22 protein-coding genes, 1 tRNA gene and 1 riboswitch are annotated in these 22,838 nt (G+C 66.8%); of the genes, 13 read left to right on the plus strand and 10 right to left on the minus strand.

Features of this window, described 5'->3' with window-relative positions; genetic code table 11:
- Positions 1–11: 11 nt before the first annotated feature.
- The 3 genes from ABD002_RS07775 (at position 12) to ABD002_RS07785 (ending at position 2,588) form a co-directional block, all read left to right on the plus strand.
- Positions 12–515, plus strand: coding sequence for an RNA polymerase sigma factor (locus ABD002_RS07775; protein WP_343789044.1), 504 nt, complete (start codon positions 12–14; stop codon positions 513–515).
- A 1-nt stretch (position 516) separates the two neighbouring features.
- Positions 517–1,176: a hypothetical protein gene (locus ABD002_RS07780; RefSeq protein WP_343789047.1), complete on the plus strand. Its 660-nt coding sequence runs from the start codon at positions 517–519 to the stop codon at positions 1,174–1,176.
- A 144-nt stretch (positions 1,177–1,320) separates the two neighbouring features.
- Positions 1,321–1,484, plus strand: a riboswitch (yybP-ykoY riboswitch).
- A gap of 114 nt (positions 1,485–1,598) precedes the next feature.
- The gene (locus tag ABD002_RS07785; protein ID WP_343789049.1) at positions 1,599–2,588 is read left to right on the plus strand and encodes a sodium:calcium antiporter; all 990 of its coding nucleotides are present in this window, start codon (positions 1,599–1,601) and stop codon (positions 2,586–2,588) included.
- A 24-nt stretch (positions 2,589–2,612) separates the two neighbouring features.
- Here the strand turns inward: ABD002_RS07785 and ABD002_RS07790 are convergent, their stop codons facing one another.
- Genes ABD002_RS07790 through ABD002_RS07815 form a run of 6 tightly spaced genes read right to left on the minus strand, consistent with a single transcriptional unit; the run spans position 2,613 to position 8,059 of the window.
- The gene (locus ABD002_RS07790; protein WP_343789052.1) at positions 2,613–3,053 is read right to left on the minus strand and encodes a hotdog family protein; all 441 of its coding nucleotides are present in this window, start codon (positions 3,051–3,053) and stop codon (positions 2,613–2,615) included.
- Positions 3,054–3,064: 11 nt separating this feature from the next.
- Positions 3,065–5,383, minus strand: coding sequence for an MMPL family transporter (locus ABD002_RS07795; RefSeq protein ID WP_343789055.1), 2,319 nt, complete (start codon positions 5,381–5,383; stop codon positions 3,065–3,067).
- Positions 5,384–5,408: 25 nt separating this feature from the next.
- A complete protein-coding gene (locus ABD002_RS07800) occupies positions 5,409–6,122 on the minus strand; it encodes a LolA-related protein (RefSeq protein WP_343789058.1) in 714 nt (237 codons plus the stop codon).
- Complete coding sequence (locus ABD002_RS07805) at positions 6,013–7,011, minus strand: lysophospholipid acyltransferase family protein (protein ID WP_343789061.1); 999 nt, start codon at positions 7,009–7,011, stop codon at positions 6,013–6,015. The genes ABD002_RS07800 and ABD002_RS07805 overlap by 110 nt, the downstream gene beginning before the upstream one ends.
- Entirely contained in the window at positions 6,996–7,307 is a 312-nt protein-coding gene (locus ABD002_RS07810; protein WP_343789064.1) for an ApeI family dehydratase, read from the minus strand. The genes ABD002_RS07805 and ABD002_RS07810 overlap by 16 nt, the downstream gene beginning before the upstream one ends.
- The gene (locus tag ABD002_RS07815) at positions 7,307–8,059 is read right to left on the minus strand and encodes a COG4648 family protein (protein WP_343789067.1); all 753 of its coding nucleotides are present in this window, start codon (positions 8,057–8,059) and stop codon (positions 7,307–7,309) included. The genes ABD002_RS07810 and ABD002_RS07815 overlap by 1 nt, the downstream gene beginning before the upstream one ends.
- 100 nt (positions 8,060–8,159) lie before the next feature.
- On the opposite strand from ABD002_RS07815, the gene ABD002_RS07820 reads away from it, so the two are divergent.
- Entirely contained in the window at positions 8,160–9,488 is a 1,329-nt protein-coding gene (locus tag ABD002_RS07820) for an NAD(P)/FAD-dependent oxidoreductase (protein ID WP_343789070.1), read from the plus strand.
- 23 nt (positions 9,489–9,511) lie between these two features.
- Here the strand turns inward: ABD002_RS07820 and ABD002_RS07825 are convergent, their stop codons facing one another.
- Positions 9,512–9,799 (minus strand): phosphopantetheine-binding protein, encoded by a 288-nt coding sequence (locus ABD002_RS07825; protein WP_343789073.1) that lies wholly within the window; start codon positions 9,797–9,799, stop codon positions 9,512–9,514.
- A gap of 106 nt (positions 9,800–9,905) precedes the next feature.
- On the opposite strand from ABD002_RS07825, the gene ABD002_RS07830 reads away from it, so the two are divergent.
- From ABD002_RS07830 to ABD002_RS07865, 8 genes are all read left to right on the plus strand, one after another.
- On the plus strand, positions 9,906–10,895 hold the full coding sequence (locus ABD002_RS07830; RefSeq protein ID WP_343789076.1) for a chorismate transformation FkbO/Hyg5 family protein: 990 nt from the start codon (positions 9,906–9,908) through the stop codon (positions 10,893–10,895).
- Between the two features lie 34 nt (positions 10,896–10,929).
- Positions 10,930–11,475 carry a c-type cytochrome gene (locus ABD002_RS07835; RefSeq protein ID WP_343789079.1) on the plus strand — a complete coding sequence of 182 codons (546 nt, stop codon included), beginning with the start codon at positions 10,930–10,932 and terminating at the stop codon, positions 11,473–11,475.
- A gap of 56 nt (positions 11,476–11,531) precedes the next feature.
- Positions 11,532–12,506 carry a beta-propeller fold lactonase family protein gene (locus ABD002_RS07840; protein WP_343789082.1) on the plus strand — a complete coding sequence of 325 codons (975 nt, stop codon included), beginning with the start codon at positions 11,532–11,534 and terminating at the stop codon, positions 12,504–12,506.
- Between the two features lie 223 nt (positions 12,507–12,729).
- Complete coding sequence (locus ABD002_RS07845; RefSeq protein WP_343789085.1) at positions 12,730–13,842, plus strand: S-(hydroxymethyl)glutathione dehydrogenase/class III alcohol dehydrogenase; 1,113 nt, start codon at positions 12,730–12,732, stop codon at positions 13,840–13,842.
- 209 nt (positions 13,843–14,051) lie between these two features.
- A complete protein-coding gene (locus tag ABD002_RS07850; protein WP_343789088.1) occupies positions 14,052–16,364 on the plus strand; it encodes a Tex family protein in 2,313 nt (770 codons plus the stop codon).
- Between the two features lie 190 nt (positions 16,365–16,554).
- Positions 16,555–17,409, plus strand: a complete 855-nt coding sequence (locus ABD002_RS07855) for an alginate lyase family protein (protein ID WP_343789091.1) — start codon at positions 16,555–16,557, stop codon at positions 17,407–17,409.
- 183 nt (positions 17,410–17,592) lie between these two features.
- Positions 17,593–18,510, plus strand: a complete 918-nt coding sequence (locus ABD002_RS07860; RefSeq protein WP_343789094.1) for a DUF2785 domain-containing protein — start codon at positions 17,593–17,595, stop codon at positions 18,508–18,510.
- A 46-nt stretch (positions 18,511–18,556) separates the two neighbouring features.
- Complete coding sequence (locus ABD002_RS07865) at positions 18,557–18,766, plus strand: hypothetical protein (protein ID WP_343789096.1); 210 nt, start codon at positions 18,557–18,559, stop codon at positions 18,764–18,766.
- A 207-nt stretch (positions 18,767–18,973) separates the two neighbouring features.
- On the opposite strand, the gene ABD002_RS07870 is transcribed toward ABD002_RS07865, so the two are convergent.
- Positions 18,974–20,461 carry a S41 family peptidase gene (locus ABD002_RS07870; protein ID WP_343789098.1) on the minus strand — a complete coding sequence of 496 codons (1,488 nt, stop codon included), beginning with the start codon at positions 20,459–20,461 and terminating at the stop codon, positions 18,974–18,976.
- Positions 20,462–20,604: 143 nt separating this feature from the next.
- Between ABD002_RS07870 and ABD002_RS07875 the strand changes: the two genes are divergently transcribed.
- Positions 20,605–21,909, plus strand: a complete 1,305-nt coding sequence (locus tag ABD002_RS07875; protein ID WP_343789100.1) for a winged helix-turn-helix domain-containing protein — start codon at positions 20,605–20,607, stop codon at positions 21,907–21,909.
- A 142-nt stretch (positions 21,910–22,051) separates the two neighbouring features.
- Here ABD002_RS07875 and ABD002_RS07880 read toward each other — a convergent pair.
- A tRNA-Thr gene (locus ABD002_RS07880) sits at positions 22,052–22,127 on the minus strand.
- A gap of 35 nt (positions 22,128–22,162) precedes the next feature.
- Positions 22,163–22,825, minus strand: a complete 663-nt coding sequence (locus ABD002_RS07885; protein ID WP_343789101.1) for an SPOR domain-containing protein — start codon at positions 22,823–22,825, stop codon at positions 22,163–22,165.
- Between the last annotated feature and the right edge of the window lie 13 nt (positions 22,826–22,838).

Here is a 22,838-nt window from a genome sequence, read left to right on the forward strand (position 1 = left end):
TGCAGGCCAGGATGACGACGGACTCGCTGCGGGCGCAGTTCCAGACACTGCTCGAGCGCCATCGCGGCATCGTGCTCAAGGTCGCGAACACGTATTGCCGGCACGTCGAGGACCGGCGCGATCTGGCCCAGGAAATCAGCGCGCAGGCGTGGAAAGCGTTTCGGTCCTGGGACGACGGCCGCTCGTTCTCGACCTGGATGTACCGCATCGCACTGAACGTCGCGATCTCGTTCGTGCGCAGCGCGCGCATGCACGACCGGCATTCGACTCCGCTCGACGAGGCCGGTGACGAACCCGGCCTCGATGACGAGGCATCGCGCGAGACCGACGACGGCATCCGCGCGCTGTACCGCTGCATCGCGCGACTCGATCCGTTGAACCGCGCGTTGCTGGTGCTCTATCTCGACGACAAGAGCCACCGCGAGATCGCCGAGATCCTCGGCCTCAGCGAAACCAACGTGGCGACCAAGATCGGCCGCCTGAAGATCCGCATCAGCAACCAACTCGGTGACTGACATGGAACATGCGATGGAACTCGACGACCTCAAACTCGCCTGGCAGACCCTCGATCGCCGCCTGCAGCAGCAGAATGCACTCGGCCTGCAACTGTTCCGCGATGGCCGCGTCGACAAGGCGCGCCGCGGGCTGCGCCCGCTGGTATGGGGCCAGGCCATCCAGATGCTGATCGGCGTACTGGGATCATTCTGGTTCGCGCCGTTCTGGGTCGCGCATCGGCACGAACCGTGGCTGCTGCTGGCCGGACTGGTCATGCATGTCTACTGCCTCGGGCTCATCGTGTTCGGCGCGGTCATGCAGGCGCGGATCGCGCGCATCGACTACGCCGCGCCGGTGCTGGCGATCCAGCGCCAGTTGCTGACCTTGCGCCGTACCTACGTGATCGGCGGCCTGCTGATCGGCCTGCCGTGGTGGTTCCTGACCGCGCCCTTGCTGGTCGTGCTGACCCGGGGCCTGATCCTCGACAACGCGCCATCGGCGGTCTGGGGCCAGCTGGTGGTCGGAGCCATCGGCCTGCTCGCGACAGGCGGGTTCGTTCGCTGGGCGAACCAGCCGCACCGCGCCGCACTCGGCCGCAAGCTCGGTGACGGCGCCGCGGGTGGCAGCATCCACCGCGCGCAGGCGGCACTCGACGAAATCGCCCGTTTCGAGAAGGAATGAGCGCTACTCCCTATCCCCCTACGGCCTCATCGTTGGGGAGAGGGTTGGGGTGAGGGGGTGGAGCTCGATTCAGCGAGCAACGTGGGGGCTGGCGAATCTCCGTGAAACCGCGTAATCCTTTTTCCGCTCGCGTCACGTAAGATGGTGGCCGTTATTGGGGAGTAGCTGACTCTCACCCGAGAGGGAGCGCGTCAACACACTTGACCGGTCGGTCATGGCGCACTCAACCGCGAGGTCCAGCGAGACCAATGGCATGAACCCTATCCGGGCCGGACGGGGTTGCATGTCATTGGCTCATCGGACGTCCGGCCCCAAGGAACCTTCGTGAATCGTCCAACCGCTGTTTCCGCTCGACGGCTGCGCAGCGCAGTCGGGTCGGCGTTCGCCACGCTTCTTCATGCATTACGGCCGGGAGCGTTGTCATGCTGACGACCCTGCTCCTGCTGCTCGGCTCCGCCGCCGTGATCTATCTCGCCTGCGAGTTCTTCGTGAACGGTGTGGAATGGGTCGGACGCAAGGCCGGCGTGGCCGAGAAGGCGGTCGGCACCATCCTCGCCGCGTTCGGCACGGCGTTGCCGGAAAGCGTGGTCACCTTCGTCGCGGTCGTTTTCGGCCACAGCGACGCCAGCAAGAGCATCGGTGTCGGCGCTGCGCTGGGCGGCCCGCTGGTCCTCAGCACGATCTCGTATGCGGTCGTCGGCGTCATGCTGCTCGGCACCGCGGGACGCGTGCGGCCACCCGCACTGGCCGACCGCGACCGGCACCTGAGCCGTGACCAGGGCTGGTTCCTGCTGATCTTCATCCTGAAGGTGGTGCTGGGCCTGGTCGCGTTAACGATCAAGCCGTGGCTCGGGCTGCTCTTTCTCGCTGCCTATGCGCTGTATTTCTGGATCGAGATGCGTCACGACGCCGATGGCGAGGAACAGGAAGCGCTGGAGCCGCTCAAGCTGCAGCCGCGCGAGAAGGATCCGAGCCTCGGCTGGGCCGCGGCGCAGACGCTCATCGCGCTCGGCGTCATCTTCGCGGCCTCGCATGTGTTTGTGGGCCAGCTGGAAAGCATCGGCCCCTGGCTCGGCATCCCGCCGGCGGTCGTGGCGCTGCTCTTGAGTCCGATCGCGACCGAGCTGCCGGAAACCATGAACGCGATCATCTGGGTCCGTCAGGGCAAGACCGGACTCGCGCTCGCGAACATCAGCGGCGCAATGATGATCCAGGCCACCGTGCCGAGCGCGCTGGGCCTGTTCTTCACGCCGTGGCTGTTCGACCAGGCGCTGACCCTGGCCGCGATCGTCACCATGCTCTCGATCGCGGGATTGTTCGTGCTGCTGCGACGCGACGCGCTGACGCCGCTGCGGCTGGCGCTGTTCGGGTTGCTGTATGGCGTGTTCGCGATCGGCCTGTGGCTGGTTTGACGGCGAGGCTCGATCGGATGGGCCTCACGCCGCGACCATCACCGCTGCGCGTCCACTCGCGAGCACCACCCCGGCGTGTTCGACGCGGAACGCATACTGCCAGCTGCTCTCGCCGCCCAGCAGGCGTTCGGCATGCACATCGAGCGCATGGGGAAGATCATCGACGCGCGCCACGTGCAATTCGACCGCGCGCAGCGAGACGAGAAACCCGGGCGCCGCGGTGCCACCGGCTGCGCGCGCGATCAGTCCGCCATGCACCGCCATCGCCTGCGCACCGAATTCGCACAGATGCAGCGCGCGCAACTTGCCGTCGCTGCGCAGTGGGTTGTCAATGCTGCGATGCGAGTCGCTGCGCGCGTGGATGCTCGTTGTGTCCCAGGCGATGACCGTGTCGAGCAGGCACATCGCGCCCTGGTGCGGGATCAGTGCGGACCAGTCGGATTTTTCGAGAAGGCGATCTTGCATCGGCGTGTGCGCTATGGGCGACGCTCGCGCGCCATCAGGATCGACAGGCAGAAATGGAAGCCGACGCCGAGCGCGACGGTGAGGCCGATCGCGCGCAGCACCGGCAGCGACGACCACGCCTGCAGGCCGAACACGAGCAGCGCGGACAGCACGCAGACGATCGTCGCATGCAACGTGCGACGGCCTTCCGCGGCGTCGGCAACCGGGCGTTCGAAGAACAGCGCGTAGTGCAGGCCGAGACCCGCCGCGAGCGTCAGCGCGACCAGATGGAACAGCGACAGCGAAATCCCCGAGGCGCGCTCGACGACCAGCACCAGCAAGGTCGCCAGCGACATCGGCGCGAGCACGTGCCAGGCGCGGCGCAGGCTGCGCAGGGCGACGATGACGGTGACTGCAAGCAAGCCGAGTGCGAGGCCGAGCGCGCGCAGGATGCGTTCGCGATAGGCGATGACCAGCGATTCCGAAGCGGTCTTGAGATCGAGCAGGCGCGCGTGTCCTTGCGTCGATTCGGCGAACGCGTCGAGCGCGGCCGCGTCGTGCACGCCGGACAGCGTCGCGAGTCCGAGCCAGCCGTCGTCCTGTTGCACCAGCATCGACGCGAGTCGTGCGCCGAACGGCGAGCGCGCAAATTCGGCCGGCGTCAGCGGCGGCAGCGTACGCGCGGTTTCGACGTCGGCGACGAACGGCGCGAACAGGCCGGAACGGAACGGCAGCTCGCGGCCCGCCTCTGCGAGTGCGCTTTCGAGCGTCGCCGCATCCGGCAGTTTCGCCTGGCGCGCGCGCTGGGTCGCGAGGCTCGGCAGGTAGCGACTTGGCAGTTCCGCCGCGTCGAGTGCGCCTTGCTTGACCAGCGCATCGAGCCCGGGTTCGAGCGCTTCGGACACGGCCAGCACGCAGTCCGCATCGGGCGCATCGAGTATCAGCAGATAGCGCACGTCGGGCGCGCCGAGCTCGCCACGCAGCTTCGCGTCACGCAGCAGCAGGTCCGGCGGCACCGGTGTCAACGCGGCGAGATCGTTCTGCCACAGCGGCCCTGGCAGGCGCCACAGCACGAGCAGTGCGAGGGCGAGCAGCAGCCACGGCAGCCAGCGCGGTCGCGGCAGATGGTCGATGAAGGTCGCGGCGCGCACGAGTCCCGGCGTATCCGCTGCATCGCGAAAACGCGCCGGCAATACGCGCGGCAACAGATGGCGCGTGCTCAGGCCGGCGACGATGAGGCCCGCGATCGTGAACACCGCCAGCTGCTGCAGGCCACTCACGCCGGACGCGAAAAACGCGAGATACGCAATCGCGGCCGACACGATCGCGGTCGCGAGCAGCGGCCACAGCGCGCGCGCGCTGGCCAGCGCATCCTCGCCGGCGCGGCGATGGCTGAGCAGGCGGATCGGATACTCCTGCGCCACGCCGAGCAGGGTGAAGCCGAACGCGAGCGTGATTCCATGCGCGGTGCCGAACGCAAGCGCGAGCGTGGCGACGCCGGCCAGCGCGCCGCTCGCGACCGGCAGCGCCGCCAGCAGCAGCGACGGCACGCTGCGGTATGCGAGCAGCAGCAGCAGGATGAAGCCGAGCGTGCTCACCGCCCCGATGCGATCGGCCTCGGCGCGCGTGTTCGCATTGATCAACACGGTGAAGTAACCGGGTCCGCTGAGCGTGAGTTTCGCTGTAGCCGCCTCCGGCAACGCGCTGAAGGCCGCCTGCAGTGCGTCGATCGCCGCGCCCTGCGCGGCCGGATCGAAGCCCGTACCGCCCGTTTGCGCGAGCAGGAGTGCGGCGCCATCCGCGGAAAACCAGACCCCGTCGCGCAGCGCCGGCGGCTTCGGCGGCGCCCAACGCTCGGCCAGCGCGAGCGTCTCCAGGGTCGGATCGCGCGGCAGCAACGGTTTCAACAACGTTGCCGCCGGCGAGGCGAGATCCTCGATGCGCTGTTCGAGCTGTTCGCCAAGATACGTCGCATCGAGCGTATGCCGGTCGAGCGTCGGCGAGAGCAGGTAGCGATACGCGAGCAGCCGGTCGTCAAGCGTGGCCGGATCGAAGGCGCCGTTGACGACCTGCTCGAAGTGCGCGTCGCTGTGCAATCGGTCGGCGAGGCCGCGGCTCAGGTCCGCGAGCTGCGCCTCGGGTGCGCCGTCGATCGCAAGCAGCAGCAGGCGTGAACCCGGGCCCTCGCCGATCTGGTCCATCAGCAGCTTCTGGTCCGCGGTCTGCGGCGGCGGCATGAAACTGCGCAGATCGGTGCCGATGCGCAGCGCATGGATCGCGAACGCACCGAGCGCGGCGAGTGCGAGCAGCCATGCAGCCAGCAGTATCCAACGCGCGGAGCGGCCGGGCATCCTCACGGGTTCCGCGCCATCGTGTTCACGGCACCTTGAAGCCGCGGCAGAGTGCATCGACCAGCGGCTGCGAGGGCCGCGTCGGCACCTTGGTATCGGCCAGCGCGTCGACCAGCAGCACGTTGAGGTCGCCGTCGGCATCGCGCGTGCGGAAGCAGCGCGCCGCGCTGCCGGTGCCGTCGACCTGGATCGCGCTGATGCGCCGCGCAAGCCGGCTGTCGCGCGGTTTCAGCGTGAGCTGCCAGCTCGCCGGGCTGCCGCGTGCGGCCAGCTCGAAATCGCGCGCGAGCGCGCCGGCGTCGCCGCCGAGCAGTGCGGTGAACCCGCGCAGGAAGCCCTCGAGTTCCGGTGCCTGGCTCAGTGCGAACGTGCGCGGCGCGCGCGTGCCGCGGCGCACGCTCGCGGTGCCATCCGCCACCGTGGTCTGCTCCTGATAGGGCGTGTCGACGCGTTTGCCGAGCTTGCCGGGGCCGAGGTATTCGAGTTCGCCGCGCAGGATCAGCGGACGCTCGAGCATCCCGGAAAAGCGCACCTCCGTGTAGGCGGTGCGCGCCGGCGTGTCGCGCTTGAGTCCGGCGACCAGCTTCGCGGCATCGATGCGCTCGGGGGCAGCAGCCGGTGTTGCGGCGTCAGGTGGCGCGGCCAGACATGGAAGGGCCAGCCCGCTCGCACTTGCCCAGAGCAGGCTCGCCTGCAGCAGTCGCGTCGCCGCCTTCGCTTTCGAGTTTCCAGAAATCATGCCAGTTGAACCAGTTGTAGGGATCATGTCGCACATGGTGTTCGAGGCGCGCCGCGTAGCGTTGCACGAGCGCGCGCGTTTCCGCACCGCGTTCGCGACGCGCCAACGTGAGCTCGTCGGCGAATGCCTCGAAATACAGATCGTAGCGGTTGCCGCCGCGGTACATGCCGAAGCACAGCACGATCGGCGCTTTCAGCACCGACCCGATCAGGAACGGAGCAACCGGAAACGCGGCCGGCGCGCCGAGGAAATCGACCACGACGGTCGCTTCGTGCGGACGCGCGCGATCCGCCAGCAGGGTCGCCAATGCACCTTCGCCGATCGCCTCGCCGAGTGCGAGCACGATCTCGGTGCCCGGTCGCGACGCGTCGATCACGTTGCGCGCGATCTCCGGGTTGAGCGCGTGCAGGAGTTCGGTCAGCGCCGGTGTCTGCTGCGTATCCAGCACCACGCGTACCTTCACATCGGGCCGTTCCGCGGCCGCGACGCGGAGCACCTCGAAGCTGCCGACATGTGCCCCGAGCAGCAGCACACCGCGCTCCGGACGCATCCGCGAGGTCAGTTCGTCGAGGCCGTGGATGCGCACGTCGAAGCGCGCGAAACGGTCTGCGAGCAGGAACACCCGGTCGAGGATCGTCGAGGCGAACCGGTGGATATGGCGCATGACCTGCCAAGCGCTGGCCGGACGGCCGAACGCGCGCTGCAGGAACGCATACGACACGCGCCGCTCGAATGGTCTGCGGAAATAGAAGTACAGCGTGATCGGATACAGCAACGAGCGCGCGACGCTGCGTCCCAGCCCGAGACCGATCGTGCGGATCAGCCAGAGCGCGAACCAGCCGCCACCCTCCGGGCGCTCGCTCCAGTGCGAGCTCATGTGTCGATCCATGTCAGCTCTCCCTCGCCACTGAGTATCGGCGTTCCGTCGCGCTCCATGCGAAAGCGCACGCGCGCGCCGTCGATGGTCAAGTTGAGTTCCGCATCCTGCTCGGGCAGCAGCGGCGCCATGAATTTCACCGCGACGATGCGTCGGAAGCAACCTGCACCGGCGCGTTCGAGCGCTGCCGCGATGCAGTCGAGCAGAACCACACCCGGCACGACCGGATTGCCGGGGAAGTGACCCGGCAGGCTCGGATGCCGCGCGGAGATGCGTACCGTCTGGATGATAGCGGGTGTGCCGTTCATCAGCCGCTCCGCGCGGTGTCGTCCGCGATGCTGCGCATCAGGGAGGGCCAACGCCGCGCCAGCAGCACGATGAACCGTGCCAGCGGTGGATGCGGAAGGTGGCGGAGGTGCCAGCGCCGGAACGCATACTCGAGAACCAGCAGTGCGGGCACCAGCACGTAGCTGCCCAGGTGCAGGTACCAGCGCCATGCCGGACCGATCGCGATCGGCGGGGCCACGCGCAGCGACGCCAGCAGGCCGTCCGGAACGACGCAGAGGACGAGCGTGGCGAGCACGCTGGCCTGAATCCCTAACGACAGCGCCCACGCCCAGGTCAGGCGGCGTGCATACGTGGCGACGCGTGGCAGCATGAGGCGCTCGCGTCCTTCGAGCGCGGCGATGATGCGCGCGATCAGCGGTTCGCGGTTGCGCACGAGAGTGCGCGCGAACACGAAGCACAACGCGACATTGATCAGGACCGGCATGCAGTCGAGTGCGAATCGGCCATTGCCGTGCGCGCCGAGCAGCGCGAGCATGGCGGCCGCGCAAAACCATACGATCCATGCCAATACGCGCCGCCGGCGCAGGCCTGGCAGCAGGAACAGCCCGATCAGCGCGAGCGCCGCGAGTTCATCGAACCAGACGTTCCCGCTCAGTTTCGCTGCGAGCATCAGCGCGGCATAGACCACCACGCCGCAGCCGAACAGGCGCGAGCCGCGATCCTGCGCCGCGGCGATTGAAGATGCGGGAACTCTGGCGGAAACGGAAGGCAACACGCGAAGGCGACAACCGATTTCGGAGCGACGCTGAAAGCGGCGCGACTGTAGCATAGGGTTCCGGGGGAACCGGCGGCACGAACATGGGGAGGGTGGAGTGGAACAAGCGGCAAACAACTACGATTGCGATGTACTGGTGGTGGGCGGCGGCCCCGGCGGTTCGACCGCGGCGACGCTGTTGCAACGCCAAGGCCGGCGCGTGCTGCAACTGGAGAAGGATCACCATCCGCGCTTCCACATCGGCGAATCCCTGCTGCCGGCGAACCTGCCGATCTTCGATGCGCTCGGCGTGATGGAGAAGGTGCGCGCGCTTGGGGTGCTCAAGCTCGGCGCCGACTTTCCGTCCGAGGAAGGCAACTACCAGACCTTCCACTTCCGGCGCGCGATCGGCGATACACCGCCGCACGCGTTCCAGGTCAAGCGCGAGGAGTTCGACCAGATGCTGTTCGAGCACGCACGCGAGAACGGCGTCGATGCGCGCGAGGGTGTCAAGGTCGAGCGCGTCGAGATCGATGGCGTCGGCGCGGTCGTCGCGCAGGCGAAGGACGCCGCCGGCAACGCACTGACCGTGCGCGCGAAATACCTCGTCGACGCCAGCGGCCGCGACACCCTGCTCGGCAACGCGCTGAAGATCAAGCGCAAGAATGACAAGCACCAGAGCGCCGCGATCTTCGCGCATTTTCGCGGCGTCGAACCGCGCCCGGGCGACGACGCCGGCAACATCAGCATCTACAACTTCGCGCACGGCTGGTGCTGGTGCATTCCGCTGCGCGATGGCGTAACCAGCGTCGGCGCGGTGTGCTGGCCGGAATATCTGAAGCAGCGCCGCGGCCGCAACGAGGAGTTCCTGCTGGCGACGCTCAAGCTGATGCCGGACCTGTGGCGGCGCATGACCGGCGCCGAGCTGATTTCCGACGTGCGCGTGACCGGCAACTATTCCTACACTTGCGAGCGCATGACCGGGCCGGGCTGGGTCATGGTCGGCGACGCGTACGCGTTCGTCGATCCGGTGTTCTCGTCCGGCGTGTACCTGGCGATGCACAGCGGCAAGCAGGCCGCGGCGATGGTTGGCGCGGTGCTCGACGAGCCCTCACGCGAAACCGGATTGCAGCGCGCATTCACGGCGCGCATCCGGCGCGGCGTGCGCGTGTTCTCGTGGTTCATCTACCGCTTCAATTCGCCGGTGATGCGCCATCTGTTCGCGCACCCGGGCAACCAGTGGCAGCTCGAGCAGAGCGTGATCTCGATGCTCGCCGGTGACGTGTTCGACAGCGCGCTGGTGATGCGCAAGCTGAAGCTGTTCAAGTTCGTCTATGCGTGCTACGGCATCCGCAACCTGCGCCGATGGCTCGGCGAGCTGATCACGCGCCGGCGCCAGGCACGCTATACGTTCAGCGGCGGCAATACGCCGGTGGATCCGGCGTGAGTTGAGTGGAGCCGGTTGCCAGGTTACGCCACGCGATTCCGCTCGATATGCTCGGACAACGCGCGCAGGCTGCCGAAGATGCGCTTGTTGTCCGGGTTGTCGGAACGCAGCTGGAAGCCGTAGCGCCTGGAGACCGCGAGCGCGAGTTCGAGCGCGTCGATCGAGTCGAGGCCGAGATCGCTGCCGAACAGCGCGGCAGCGGGATCGATCTCGGCGGGTTTCACCCAGTCGATATTGAGACTCTCGACGATCAATTGCGCGAGTTCATGCTCGGCTTGTGTCTGCGCGGAGGCGCTGGCGTGGGTGTCCATGGGCGATTGGGCTGCAGCCGGTTCGGGCGGAAAATCGGCCGATCAGTGTATCATCCGCGCCCCGCCGCACCCTGCGCGGTGCCGCCCGTCTGCATTTCCGCGACCGATGTCGAGCCCGATGACCGAACCCGAACCGCTGCCGCTGCCGCTCGGGATCGGCTACGAGCGGACGCCGGCGAGCGAACTGCTTGGCCAGGCTGACGTGCTCGCGGTGATCGGCTTCGGTGCGAGTGCGGCGCTGCCGGACGATCTGCGCGCACTGCGGGTCGGGCTCGAACCACTCGATGCATCGCTTCTCGAGGTCTGGCGCGCGTCTGCGCCGGTGCAGACCGGCCGCGCCGGTGACCTGCGCTGGAGCAGCGACGGCGAGCATCTGTTTTTCGCGATCGAGGTCGACGAGGCCACGCACGGCGGGATCACCGGTGCGGCCGAGCACGCGTACCGCACGCTGGCCGCATTCGTCGCGGCGAGCGCGACGCCGCACCTGCTGCGGCTCTGGAACTATCTCGATGCGATCAACCTCGGCGAGGGCGACGCCGAGCGCTACCGCCAGTTCTGCGATGGTCGTGCGCGCGGCATGGGCGCGCATCCGGACACGCGCTATCCCGCCGCAACCGCGATCGGCCGCCAGGACGGCGTACGTGTATTGCAGGTCTACGGCCTTGCCGCGCGGCATGCCGGCGTGCCGGTCGAGAATCCACGCCAAGTCAGTGCGTGGCGTTATCCGCGCCAGTACGGCCCGACCGCGCCGACGTTCGCGCGCGGCATGCTGACCGCGACCTCGCAACTGCTGATCTCCGGTACCGCTGCGGTGGTCGGCCATGCCTCGCAGCACCACGACGATCTCGTCGCACAGATCGATGAGACGCTGGCAAACCTCGCAAGCCTCTTGCAGCGTATCGACGTGGACCCGTCGCGCTTCGCGGCGCACAGTTTCCTCAAGGCTTATCTGCGCGACCCGGCCGACGCCAGCCTCGTTGCGCAAGCGCTCTACGCGCATCTGCCGTCGCTCGGCGGCCTGCTGCTGCTCGCCGGCGACATCTGCCGCTCCGAGCTGCTGGTCGAAATCGACGGCGTGCATCGCAACGCCGACTGAGCTTCGCCCGACGCGTGCGCTGATGGAGATGCCGATGACACCGCGTATCGTATTTCTTGTCGCCATGGGCGCACTCGTTTGCGCGGGCGCCTGCGCGAACACCGAATCACCGGCGCCGAAGGATGCCGATACGACCTATCAGTCGAAGGCGGATGCCGTGGCCAAGCCGGCCGGCGCGAGTCGCGGAGCGGGCACGCCGACGACGGGCGGCAAGAACGAACATGGTCTCGACATCGTCAGGAATCCATATACGGACAAGCCCGACGCGATTGCCGAGGGCAAGGATCTGTTCGTCTTGAAGGCCTGCAGCGGCTGCCACGGTGCCGGTGGCGGCGGGGGCATGTGCCCGCCGGTGATCAACGACACCTGGGTCTATGGCAGCGACGACACCACGCTGTTCAACCTGGTCAAACTCGGCAGCACCGGTCTGCAGGCGAAGGGCTACACGCGCGTCGGCCACGAGAACGTGGTCGGTGACATGCCGCCGTTTGCCGGCGTCGTCACCGACGACGAGTTGTGGAAGCTGCTCGCCTACGTGCGCTCGAGGTATGCCGGCGATCCGTCATTGCGCAACTGGTAGGCTGTCCGCGATACGGTATCGTCTGCGACCCCTCGGTCATGATCATCGGAGACGCGATGCCACGCCTGCCTTCCACGCCAACGGTGCTCGCCGCCGCACTGCTGATCACGCTTGCGGCGGGCCGCGCGCATGCGGCGCCCTTTGCGTACGTACCGAACCAGAAGAGCGGCACGATCTCGGTGATCGACACCGAGACGGACGTGGTCGCGCGCACGCTGACCGCGCAAGGCAAGCTCGGCAAGCGCCTGCAGGCGATCGACGCCGACAAGGCAGGCCACACGCTGTACGTGGTCGATGCGCAGAACAACCAGCTGGTGGCGATCGATCCGGCCAGGGATGCCATCACCCACACCGTCGCGATCGGAAAGGACGCCGAAGGCGTGCGCCTGTCGCCAGACGGCCGCGCGCTCGCGGTCTGCGCGGAAGGCCAGCATCAGGTACTGCTGGTCGATGTCGCGTCGTTCGCGATCACGGCGCGGATCCCGGTCCAGGGCCGCAATCCCGAACATTGCGAGTTCACACCCGACGGGAAGCAGCTGCTGACCAGCAACGAAGGTTCGGACAACATCGACGTGATCGATGTCGCGAAGCATGCCTCCGGCGGCGTGATTCCGACCAGCGGCCACCCGCGTGGCGCCGCGTTCGTGCCGAGCACCTTGCATGTCTACGTCGCGCAGGAAGCGGCGAACAGCGTCGACGTGATCGACGTCGGCGCGCGCAGACGCATCACGAACATCCCGACCGCGCTGCGCGCCGCCGGCATCACCGCAAGCCGCGACGGCAAGCGCGTCTATGTCGCCAACGGCGGCGCCGGCAGCGTGTCGGTGATCGATGTCGCGACGAACAAGGTGATCAAGGAGATTGCGGTCGGCCAGCGGCCGTGGAACATGGCACTGACACCGGATGGAAAGAAACTCTACGTCGCCAATGGACGGTCCGGCAGCGTCAGCGTGATTGACACGCGCGCGCTTGCGGTGAGCAAGGAGATACCGGTCGGCGAGCTGCCGTGGGGCGTCGTGATCCCGCAGTGATCCGCGCCGCGCGATGGTGATCCACAAGTGCCACTGGCGGCCGCCGAATGCGCCGGCAGGTGTGCCACTCCGTTTCACTCGGAGGCATCATGCAGGCGCCACGCGGACCACGTCCTGAAAGAGCCGCGGTTTGCAGTGGCTCACGCGCACCTGCCGCCGCGGCATGCACATTGCTGCCGACGCCGTACCCCGCGCACGATTTATCTTTCGGAGATCGCGAACCATGAAGACACGAGCCGCCGTTGCCTGGGCCGCCGGCAAACCCCTCGAGGTCGAGGAAGTCGACCTCGACGGTCCGCGCACGGGTGAAGTCCTGGTCAGGATCGTCGCCACCGGCGTCTGCCACACCGATGCGTTCACCTTGTCCGGCTCGGATCCGGAGGGTTTGTTTCCGGTGATCCTCGGCCACGAAGGCGGCGGCATCGTGCAGGAAGTCGGCCCCGGCGTGACCAGCGTGAAGCCGGGTGACCACGTGATCCCGCTGTACACGCCCGAGTGCGGCGTGTGCAAGTTCTGCACCTCCGGCAAGACCAACCTGTGCCAGGCGATCCGGGTGACCCAGGGCAAGGGCCTGATGCCGGACGGCACTTCGCGCTTCTCGAAGAACGGCAAGCCGATCCTGCACTACATGGGCACCAGCACGTTCTCCGAGTACACGGTGCTGCCGGAGATCGCGGTCGCGAAGATCAATCCGGCCGCTCCGCTCGACAAGGTCTGTCTGCTCGGCTGCGGCGTGACCACCGGCATCGGCGCAGTGCTGAACACGGCGAAGGTGACGCCGGGCTCGACGGTCGCGGTGTTCGGCCTCGGCGGCATCGGCATGTCGGTGATCCAGGGCGCGGTCATGGCCAAGGCCGGGCGCATTCTCGCGATCGACATGAACCCCGAAAAGTTCGTGATGGCCAAACAACTCGGCGCGACCGACTTCATCAACCCGGCCGACTACAAGGACACGCCGATCCAGCAGGTCATCGTCGAACTCACCGACGGCGGCGTCGACTACTCGTTCGAATGCATCGGCAACGTCAAGGTCATGCGCTCGGCGCTGGAGTGCTGCCACAAGGGCTGGGGCGAGTCGATCATTATCGGCGTCGCCGGCGCGGGACAGGAGATCTCGACACGGCCGTTCCAGCTGGTCACCGGTCGCGTCTGGCGCGGCTCGGCGTTCGGCGGCGTCAAGGGCCGTTCGCAGCTGCCGGGCTACGTCGATCGTTACATGAAAGGCGAGTTCAAGATCGACCCGTTCGTATCCGCGGTGCTGCCGCTGGAGCAGATCAACCACGCGTTCGACCTGATGCACGAGGGCAAGGTGATCCGTTCGGTGATCCAGTACTGAGCACTGCCGAGCCGCAGGTCGTTGCAGGACCTGCGGCGTGGGTGCATCTCGCGTTTCTCGCTGGATGCGCGGGTGAACATCGTGGCGGCGCTCGGTCGCCGCGCGCATGTCGAACCGCATCTTTCGTCCCCCACTTGCTAGAATCGATCGCAGGGGGCCGCAACAGCGGCCCTTCGCTTTTTCGCATCACCAAGGATTCGACTCACCGCATGCAAAGCATCGAACAACGCATCGCCGCGGACATCGCCGCGCAGTCGGCGCAGGTGAAGGCCGCCGTGGAGCTCCTCGACGGCGGCGCGACCGTGCCATTCATCGCGCGCTACCGCAAGGAAGTCACTGGCGGTCTCGATGACACCCAGTTGCGCCTGCTCGAAGAGCGCCTCGGCTATCTGCGCGAACTCGAGGATCGCCGCGCCGCGATCCTCGACAGCATCGCCGAGCAGGGCAAGCTCGACGACACATTGAAGGCGCAGATCCTCGAGGCCGACACCAAGGCGCGTCTCGAGGACTTGTACCTGCCGTACAAGCCCAAGCGCCGCACCAAGGCGCAGATCGCGCGCGAGGCCGGGTTGGAACCGCTCGCGCTCGCGTTACGTGAGGACCCGACGATCGCGCCGGAGCAGCGCGCCGCCGCGTTCGTCGACGAGGCGAAGGGCGTGCCCGACATCAAGGCCGCGCTCGACGGCGCGCGCCAGATCCTTATCGAGACGATCGCCGAAGACGCCACGCTGGTCGGCGGTCTGCGCGACTGGATCTGGAGCAAGGGCCAGATTCGCGCGAAGGTCATTGAGGGCAAGGAGAACGAAGGCGCGAAGTTCCGCGACTACTTCGACCATGCCGAAGCGATCGCGAAGATCCCGTCGCACCGCCTGCTCGCGCTGATGCGCGCGCGCAACGAAGGCGTGCTCGCGCTGGAACTTGCGCCGGGCGCGGAGCCCGAGCAGGGTCATATCGAGGCGCAGGAGCGCGTCGCCGCGCATGCCGGCATCGCCGCACGCGGGCGCGCCGCCGATGCGTGGCTGCTCGAAACCTGCCGCCTGACCTGGAAGGTCAAGTTGCATCTGTCGCTGATGCTGGACCTGTTCGCACGCGCGCGCGAAACCGCCGAGGACGAGGCGATCCGCGTGTTCGGTGACAACCTCAAGGACTTGATGCTGGCCGCGCCGGCCGGACCGAAGGCGGTCATGGGGCTGGATCCCGGCATCCGCACCGGCGTCAAGGTTGCGGTGGTCGATGCGACCGGCAAGTTGCTGGCGACCACGACGATCTATCCACACGAGCCGCGCCGGCAGTGGGACCCGTCGCTCGCCGAACTCGGTGCCTTGTGCAAAAGGCACAACGTCGCGCTGATCGCGATCGGCAACGGCACCGCCTCGCGCGAGACCGACAAGCTGGCCGGCGAGATGATGAAGAAACTCGCCGATCCGAAACTCGCCAAGATCGTGGTCAGCGAAGCGGGTGCCTCCGTGTATTCGGCGTCGGAACTCGCGGCGAAGGAGTTCCCGGAACTCGATGTCTCGCTTCGCGGCGCGGTCTCGATTGCGCGCCGCCTGCAGGACCCGCTCGCCGAACTCGTGAAGATCGAGCCGAAGGCGATCGGCGTCGGCCAGTATCAGCACGACGTGAACCAGTCCAAGCTCGCACGCGCACTCGATGCCAAGGTCGAGGACTGCGTGAATGCGGTCGGCGTCGACGTGAACACCGCCTCGGCACCGCTGCTCGCGCGCGTGGCCGGGCTATCGTCCGGCGTCGCCGAAAATATCGTCAAATACCGGGATGAGCACGGCGCGTTCGCGACGCGCACGGCGCTGAAGAAGGTGCCGCGCCTCGGCGACAAAGCGTTCGAGCAAAGCGCCGGCTTCCTGCGCATCCCGCACGGCGACAATCCGCTCGATGCAGGTGGCGTGCATCCGGAGGCCTATCCGGTCGTCGAACGCATCATCAAGTCTTGCGGCCGTGAAGTGAAGCAACTGATCGGCGACAGCGGCTTCCTGCGCACGCTGAAACCCGAGCAATTCACCGACGAGCGCTTCGGCGTGCCGACCGTGCGCGACATCCTGAAGGAGCTGGAGAAGCCCGGCCGCGATCCGCGCCCGACCTTCGTCGCACCCTCGTTCGCCGAAGGCGTCGAGGACCTCAAGGATCTCGTGGTCGGCATGGTGCTCGAAGGCCGCGTGACCAACGTCGCCGCGTTCGGCGCGTTCGTCGACATCGGCGTGCACCAGGACGGCCTCGTGCACGTGTCTGCGCTCTCGCACACGTTCGTGCGCGACCCGCGCGAAGCCGTCAAGGCCGGCGACATCGTCAAGGTCAAGGTGATGGAGGTCGACCTGCAGCGCCAGCGCATCGCGCTCAGCATGCGCCTCGACGACGTGCCGGGCGAAGCGCGCGGCGGCGCGCGTCCTGCGCGCGACGAACGCAATGAACGTGGCAGCCCTCGTTCCGCACCCGTGAAGAAGTCCGCGGCGCCGGCCGCGAATAGCGCGCTGGCCGACGCGTTCTCGCGTGCGCTGAAGCGCTGAGCACCCATATCGAGATGAAATGATGGCCGCGGCTGCGCGTTTGGCATTCCGATTCGGATTGCGGGCCCGGGAATTCGAAAACTAACCAAGAGGACAGGCCATGCGCCGTCGAATCATGGGGTGGTTCAGTGCGGGTTTGATCAGCCTGGGCGTCGGCCACGCGGTTGCCTGTTCCGTGCCGGCGCCGGCGTTGTCGATCGATCCGCCGGGGTTCTATGACGATCCGGCCGGCTATGCGCAGGCGGTCAAGCCGATGCGCGGATTCGTCGATCGCCTCAACAAGGCCGCCGACTCGAATCAATGGTCATGCGCGCTCGACCTGCTGGAGGGCTGGGCGCGCGCGGATGCCCTGATGGGGCCGATCGCCGGGTATCAGGGCTACTATGAACGCTCCTGGGCGGGGACCGATTTTGCATTGGTGCTGCTGCGGTTGCCCAAGGACGTCAGCAGCGCCAACGAACAGCGACTGCGCATCATCACGCCGTGGCTGGCGCGCATCGCCGTCGCCACGCGCGACGCGGACGCGATCAATCACTTGCACAATAACCTGGTGTATTGGGCCGGATTGAATCTTGTCGCGATCGGCACGGTCGCGAGGCAACAGGAGCTCGTCGAGGCCGGCCTTGCGCGAGCGCGCGAAGGGATCCGTGACATCGGTCCGCGGGGCGAACTGGAGCGGGAGATCAAACGCGGCGATCGCGCGCTTCACTATCACACGTTCGCGTTGATCCCTCTCGTATTCGCCGCCGAGCTGGCGCAGCGGCACGGCGTGGACCTCTACCAGGAAAATCACGGCGCCATCGGCCGACTGGCGAACCTGGTGATTCAGGCGGTGCAGGATCCTTCCAGCTTTGCCAGGATCACACCGGTCGAACAGAAGCCCTTCCCGTGGACGTTTCAGGACGAGCTTTCGTGGATGGAGCCCTACTACGCCCACACACGGGACAAGCGGCTTCCCACGCTGATCGCACCGCGCCGCCCGTTCAACGAATGGCGGTTGGGCGGCAATGTCACCGCTGCATGGGGCGCCGTACTGCCGCGGTGACTTCGCCCGAGTGACGGCGCGCCGGCTGTCTCGAAGCGGACTCGATGGCCCGAATGGAGAAATCCACGCTCGACACGGCGGCTCACCGCGCGAACCGATGCAGCGTGCACGACGTATGGCACTGACCGCGAGGCATCGTCGTATCCAAGAATCGCACGGCCTCGACCCAGGAAGTGCATCGCAATGCGTTATCGCGCGTATCGAACATCGTTGTGGCTGTTGTGCCTGCTGGTTCCGATGCTGGCCGACGCGCGTATCGCCGGCTGTCCTCCAAGCGGGTTCGACCTTCCGAAGCTACGCGCGCTCAAGCAGGCGCATTTCGTCATCGACGATGCCGCAACGCGGGCATCGCTGGCGCGCGGGCTCCTTGCGTGCCTGCGCGATCCCGATCCGGAGCTGCGCGACCGCATTGGCTACGAGGCCTATGCGGCATGGCGCGAAGGCAATGCGCTCGACGCTGCGACGTGGAAATTCATCGAGGCGCGGCTCAAGGCTGAACTCGCTCGAGACCGGCCGGATCCAGACGGCGTCGCCAAGCCGTTCGCCGCATTGATACTTTCCGAAGCGGTCAATGCCGACCGCACGTCTCCGTTTCTCGACGCCGCCGCACGCCACGCCTTGCTCGCCGCGGCCACGTCATACATGACGACGCTACGAGACTATCGTGGGTTCGACGACACGGTCGGCTGGCGTCATGGCGTTGCGCATGCCGCCGACTTGCTAGCGCAGCTCGCGCTCGAACCGGATTTCGGCAGACCGGAACTCGACGAGATCCTGCGTGCGCTCGCCAGTCAGGTTGTCGCCGCCGAAGCGCGTTTCTATGTCTACGGCGAAAGCGAGCGGCTGGCGGAAGCGGTCGCAGCGGTGGCGCTGCGCGGTGTGTATTCCGAGTCGGACTGGCAACGCTGGTTGCACAATGTGGCCGACCCCGCACCGCTCGCGAGCTGGGACGACGCGTACTGGAGCCAGGCGGGATTGGCCAAGCGCCACGACACGATGGCGTTTCTGCTTGCGCTTCATGCCGATGCCGCCCATGACAAACGTACGCAGCTATCCCAACTCGCTCCGATTGTTGCGACGGCAATGCAGCGATTGCGCTGAACCTTGCTCCGCGTGCGTGGCGGTGCCGACGCCGGGCAGCAGCAGCGTGAACGACATCGGCATCTACGAAACCAGTGGCGGTTTGTTCAACCAGGCAGCAGCCACTTCGACCGCCCAGGTCGGCAGTCTAATTTTCCAAAACTGTACAGCCGCAACGCTGACCTACACGTTCACGTCGGGCTCGAATGCCGGCATTGCCGGTAGACTGAATTTGTCGCGACTCACGCCGGCCCCGGCGGGTTGCCGGGTGCCATGAGATAGCTTCCGCGCACAGGTCGTGTTGCGCCGGAGCACGTCCTGCGCGCGACGAACGCAATGAACGTGGCAGCCCTCGTTCCGCACCCGCGAAGAAGTCCGCGGCGCCGGCCGCCAACAGCGCGCTGGCCGACGCGTTCGCGCGCGCGCTGATCACCTTCAACCCTCCCCGGCAAGAGGAGGGTTGGATGGGACCCGCATGCTGCGCTTATCCGCCCGCCTTTCCCGCAATCTCGGCCGCTCGCGCCAACACGGTGTCCTCCTGTGTCGGGACCGTGGGCGTGTCGATGGCGATGTCGGGGCGCACGCCGCGCGCGTCGGTCGCTCCGCTCGGACGGATGATGTAGGCCTTGGGGAAGCCGACCGTGACGCCGGTGCGCGAGAGTTCGAACTCCTCCATCGCGCCATAGGTCGTGGCCAGGTCGGAGGTTTCCTCGCCCAGGATCGTGGCGAATCCGTAGTCCTGGGCCAGCGCTGCGACCGACACCGTGTTGGAGTAGGAGTGGCGGTTGATCAGCAGGAAGACCTTGCCCTGGAATCGAGTGCCGGGGCGAGGTTGTGCCAGCGGAATCTCGTATGAGAACACGTCGCCGGGTTTGCGTGTCGCATACGCTGCGGCCAGCTTGTGCGAAGTCGAAGCGGCATCGTCGGCGTTGGCAACGAGTCGTTTCCGGTTGGTATCGATCGCAGCCTGGCTCACCTTGATGCGGAAGTCCGATGCGAAGCGGAACGGTTTGGTCGCGAACCAGCTCACCATGGGGTCGCTGAAGGAGTTGTCGCCGCCGGGATTGTCGCGCAGGTCGATCACGAGGCTCTTCGCACCTGCTTCGATGAAGCGCCAGAATGCCGCATCGATAAATACCGAGTACGCGGTCGCGTCCCACATGTTGGTTGCGCCGGGGTCGTTGTTGTAGAACGGTCCGGGACGCAGATACGCGACGCCGTTCTGCAGCATCCTCGATTCGCGCTTGTCCCAGTCGAGTTCGAACGTCTTGGGCAGTTTTTCCGAAGACGCCTGCATCTCGTCGCGGGAGCGCGCGGGAACCACGACCTCGTACGTCTTGCCCTGGGCGGTGCGCAGCTTCATGTGAAACCGAGTCGCGTCGCGGTGCTCGAGCCACTCGACCGCCGGCAGGAGCGACTCCAGCATCGCATAGGCCATATAGTCGTTGTCGGCGGACAGGTGTCTGCGCAGGCTCGACAGCCATGCCGCGCCGGGTTGGCCATCGAACGCGACGATCTCGTCTCCGAGGGAGATCGCGTCCAGCCCGCTCTGATTCGAACTGACCCGAGCCGCACCGTTGACGATGCGGACGCGAAGCGGAAACACCTTCCCGCCCCCGGCGCGGTAGGCCCTGTAGACGTCCATGGGAAAGTCGATCCGTGCGTGCGCGACGTTGCCGTAGGCGATGAAATCCTGAAATCGCGTCTGGATGTCGAACCGCTTCATCGGCGTGTCGAAAGAGCCGCGCAGGCTCTTGAAACGGGCATCGAAATCCGGCTTGGAACGACGGGCGTAGAGATCGTAGTGCGTGGCCTGCAAACGCTCGTACAATTCGTCGAAGTCGGCGCGCACCTGTTTCGCGGCATATGTCTGCGCCTCGACAGGCTTGTCGGCGCCGAGGGCTTGGCCGCCGGCGAACAGGGCGAGGAATATCGCGATGCCGGGTAGGGCGGTTAGGGTCCGCAGTTTCATCCTTGTCTCCTGGTTGTAGTGTCTTGCTGAACGCGTGTCGAAAGGATGCGTCAGAGCGCACATTGACGATGAAACACGGCAGCATGGCCAGGGAGAATTCCTCCCTTTTTCCTGACGGAATGCCGGAGTGCGAGGATTCGACGATGGATACAGCAAGTTGCCCGGATTCCGCGGTGATCGGCGAATGGCATGCCTGCCGCGCCACGGGAGAACTGGTCGGTGCGTCGAGCCGCGTGCGGCTGGAGCCGAAGGTCATGGATCTGCTTCTGCTGCTCGCGTCGCGACCGGACGGTGTGTTCTCGAAAGACGAGATCATGCTGCAGCTCTGGCCGCGGGTGATCGTCGGCGAGGACACGCTGGCCCGAACGGTCTCCAAGCTGCGCAAGGCACTCGGCGACGATCCGAAGGAGCCGCGTTTCGTCGAAACCATCCCCAAGCGGGGTTATCGGCTGATGGCGCCGAAGCCGCCTGCGCGGCACGGCGCGGACAACCCGCCGGTCCGGACACCCGCGAGAACGCCGTTGATCCGGGCGCACGCAGGTGCCGTCGTCGTAGCGATCGGGGTCGTGCTTTCGCTGGCGGTGTGGCTCGGATTCTCCACGCCCAGAACGGCGCTGGCCGAGGCGCGCGTCGTCGTCGAGCGCGCCAACGACTTCTACTTCCAGTATTCGCGCCCCGAAAACGAAGCGGCCATCGAGCTGTACGAACGCATCCTCGTGTCACATCCCGACTATGCCCCCGCGTACGCCGGCCTTGCGAATGCACTGGTGCAGAAGGTGATCCGCTGGCCGGATGGCTCCAGCGAGTCGGGCACGATCGGATACAGCCGGCTTGGCGATGCGCTCCAGCATGGCAACATGCGTTCACCTCCGGCACTTCGCCTGCTGCAACGCGCCGAGCAACTCGCACAGCAGGCCGTGCAGCTGGCACCGAATGACGCGGCTTCCCACAAGGCGCTGGGTCTGGTGCTCAGCGCACGCATGGAGTTCGATCGCGCGATCGAGTCCTACCGACGTGCGGTCGCACTCGACGCGGACGCCTGGGGTCCGCTCATCAACATCGGTGACGTTCTCGAACTATCCGGTCGCGCAGACGAGGCGCTGCCCTATTTCGAGGCGGCCTACGCCGCGATGACCCGGGTCTACGACAGCCAGACCACGCGCATTCAGCCCTGGTATGCCGAGTTGGGCGTGCTGATTGGAGATCGCTATCGCGCGAGCGGCCGCCTTCGCGAAGCGCAAGGCTGGTACCAGCGGGTACTCGATTACGCTCCGCTGCATCCGAAGGCAACCGGTCGCCTGGCGACCGTGCTATCCGAATCGGGACACCAGGATGCGGCGCGCCTTCTGTGCGAGAACTTTCGCCAGCACATCGATTCCGTCGAACCCTGCGCGATGGCTTCCATTGCGTCAGCCAAGGTCCAGCCCGACACGCCGCAGAAGAGATAGGTCCAAAGGACCGCACGCGTCGCGCCGTCGATCACCACGAGCCCGATACGGCTGATAGCGGGTTGACGGAAGACCATGGCGCGCAAGAGGAATGGTGCAGCGCGCGTTTCCGGGTGGCGACAGACGCCATCGGACGCTGAAATGGTGCCGGCACCCGGATTCGAACTGGGGACCTACCGCTTACAAGGCGGTTGCTCTACCAACTGAGCTATGCCGGCACGGGGCGCGCATTCTAGCAGTGCTCGGGGCCGCGTCAGAAGCAATCGATAGCGTCCTCGCGCAGATCGCGTTGCGCGGTCACGCGACGGCGCCAGTCCAGCGGCTCGGAGCCGGCGAGCGCATAGTCGAGCCAGTACGCCGGCAGGTCCTCGGTGCGCGTGTTGACTTGCGGCGTGAAGCCGAGCGCGGCGATTTCGGCGCGCCGGCGCTCGGCATTGCCCTGGTCGCGGAACAGGCCGAGCGAGATCGTGTTCTGCTGGTCGCCGGCGGTGACCACGTAGTAGTCGCGCACGCCTTTCTGCGACAAGGTGCGCGCGGTGCCGAGCGCCTGTTCGCGGTTCGGCATCGCCGGCAGGTAGACCCAGTAGCCACGCGTCTGCGGGGCGCGCGTCTCGCGGGTACGGATGCGCTTGGTCAGCGGCGTCAGTGCATTCATCGCGGCGCGTGTGTCGGCCTGGGTCGGGAAGGGGCCCAGCGTGCGGCACTGGTCGTTGGCGAGATCGGCCTTGCTCTCGGGTGCGGTGGCGAGTTCCGCGTCGGCCGCGTCGCCGCCGTCGCGCTCGGACAGCAGCGCCAGCTTCGGCACGCCCGGATCGGTCGCCGCCCGCCCCGATTGCGGGTGGTGCGCGAACAGCAGCCAGCACGCGCCACCGAGGTTCAGTGCGAGCAGCAGCAGGAAGAGGGCGCGGACGAACATCGGGGCGAGCAGA

It is taken from the genome of Dokdonella soli, assembly GCF_039523175.1.
GTDB classification, from domain to species: Bacteria; Pseudomonadota; Gammaproteobacteria; order Xanthomonadales; family Rhodanobacteraceae; genus Dokdonella_A; species Dokdonella_A soli.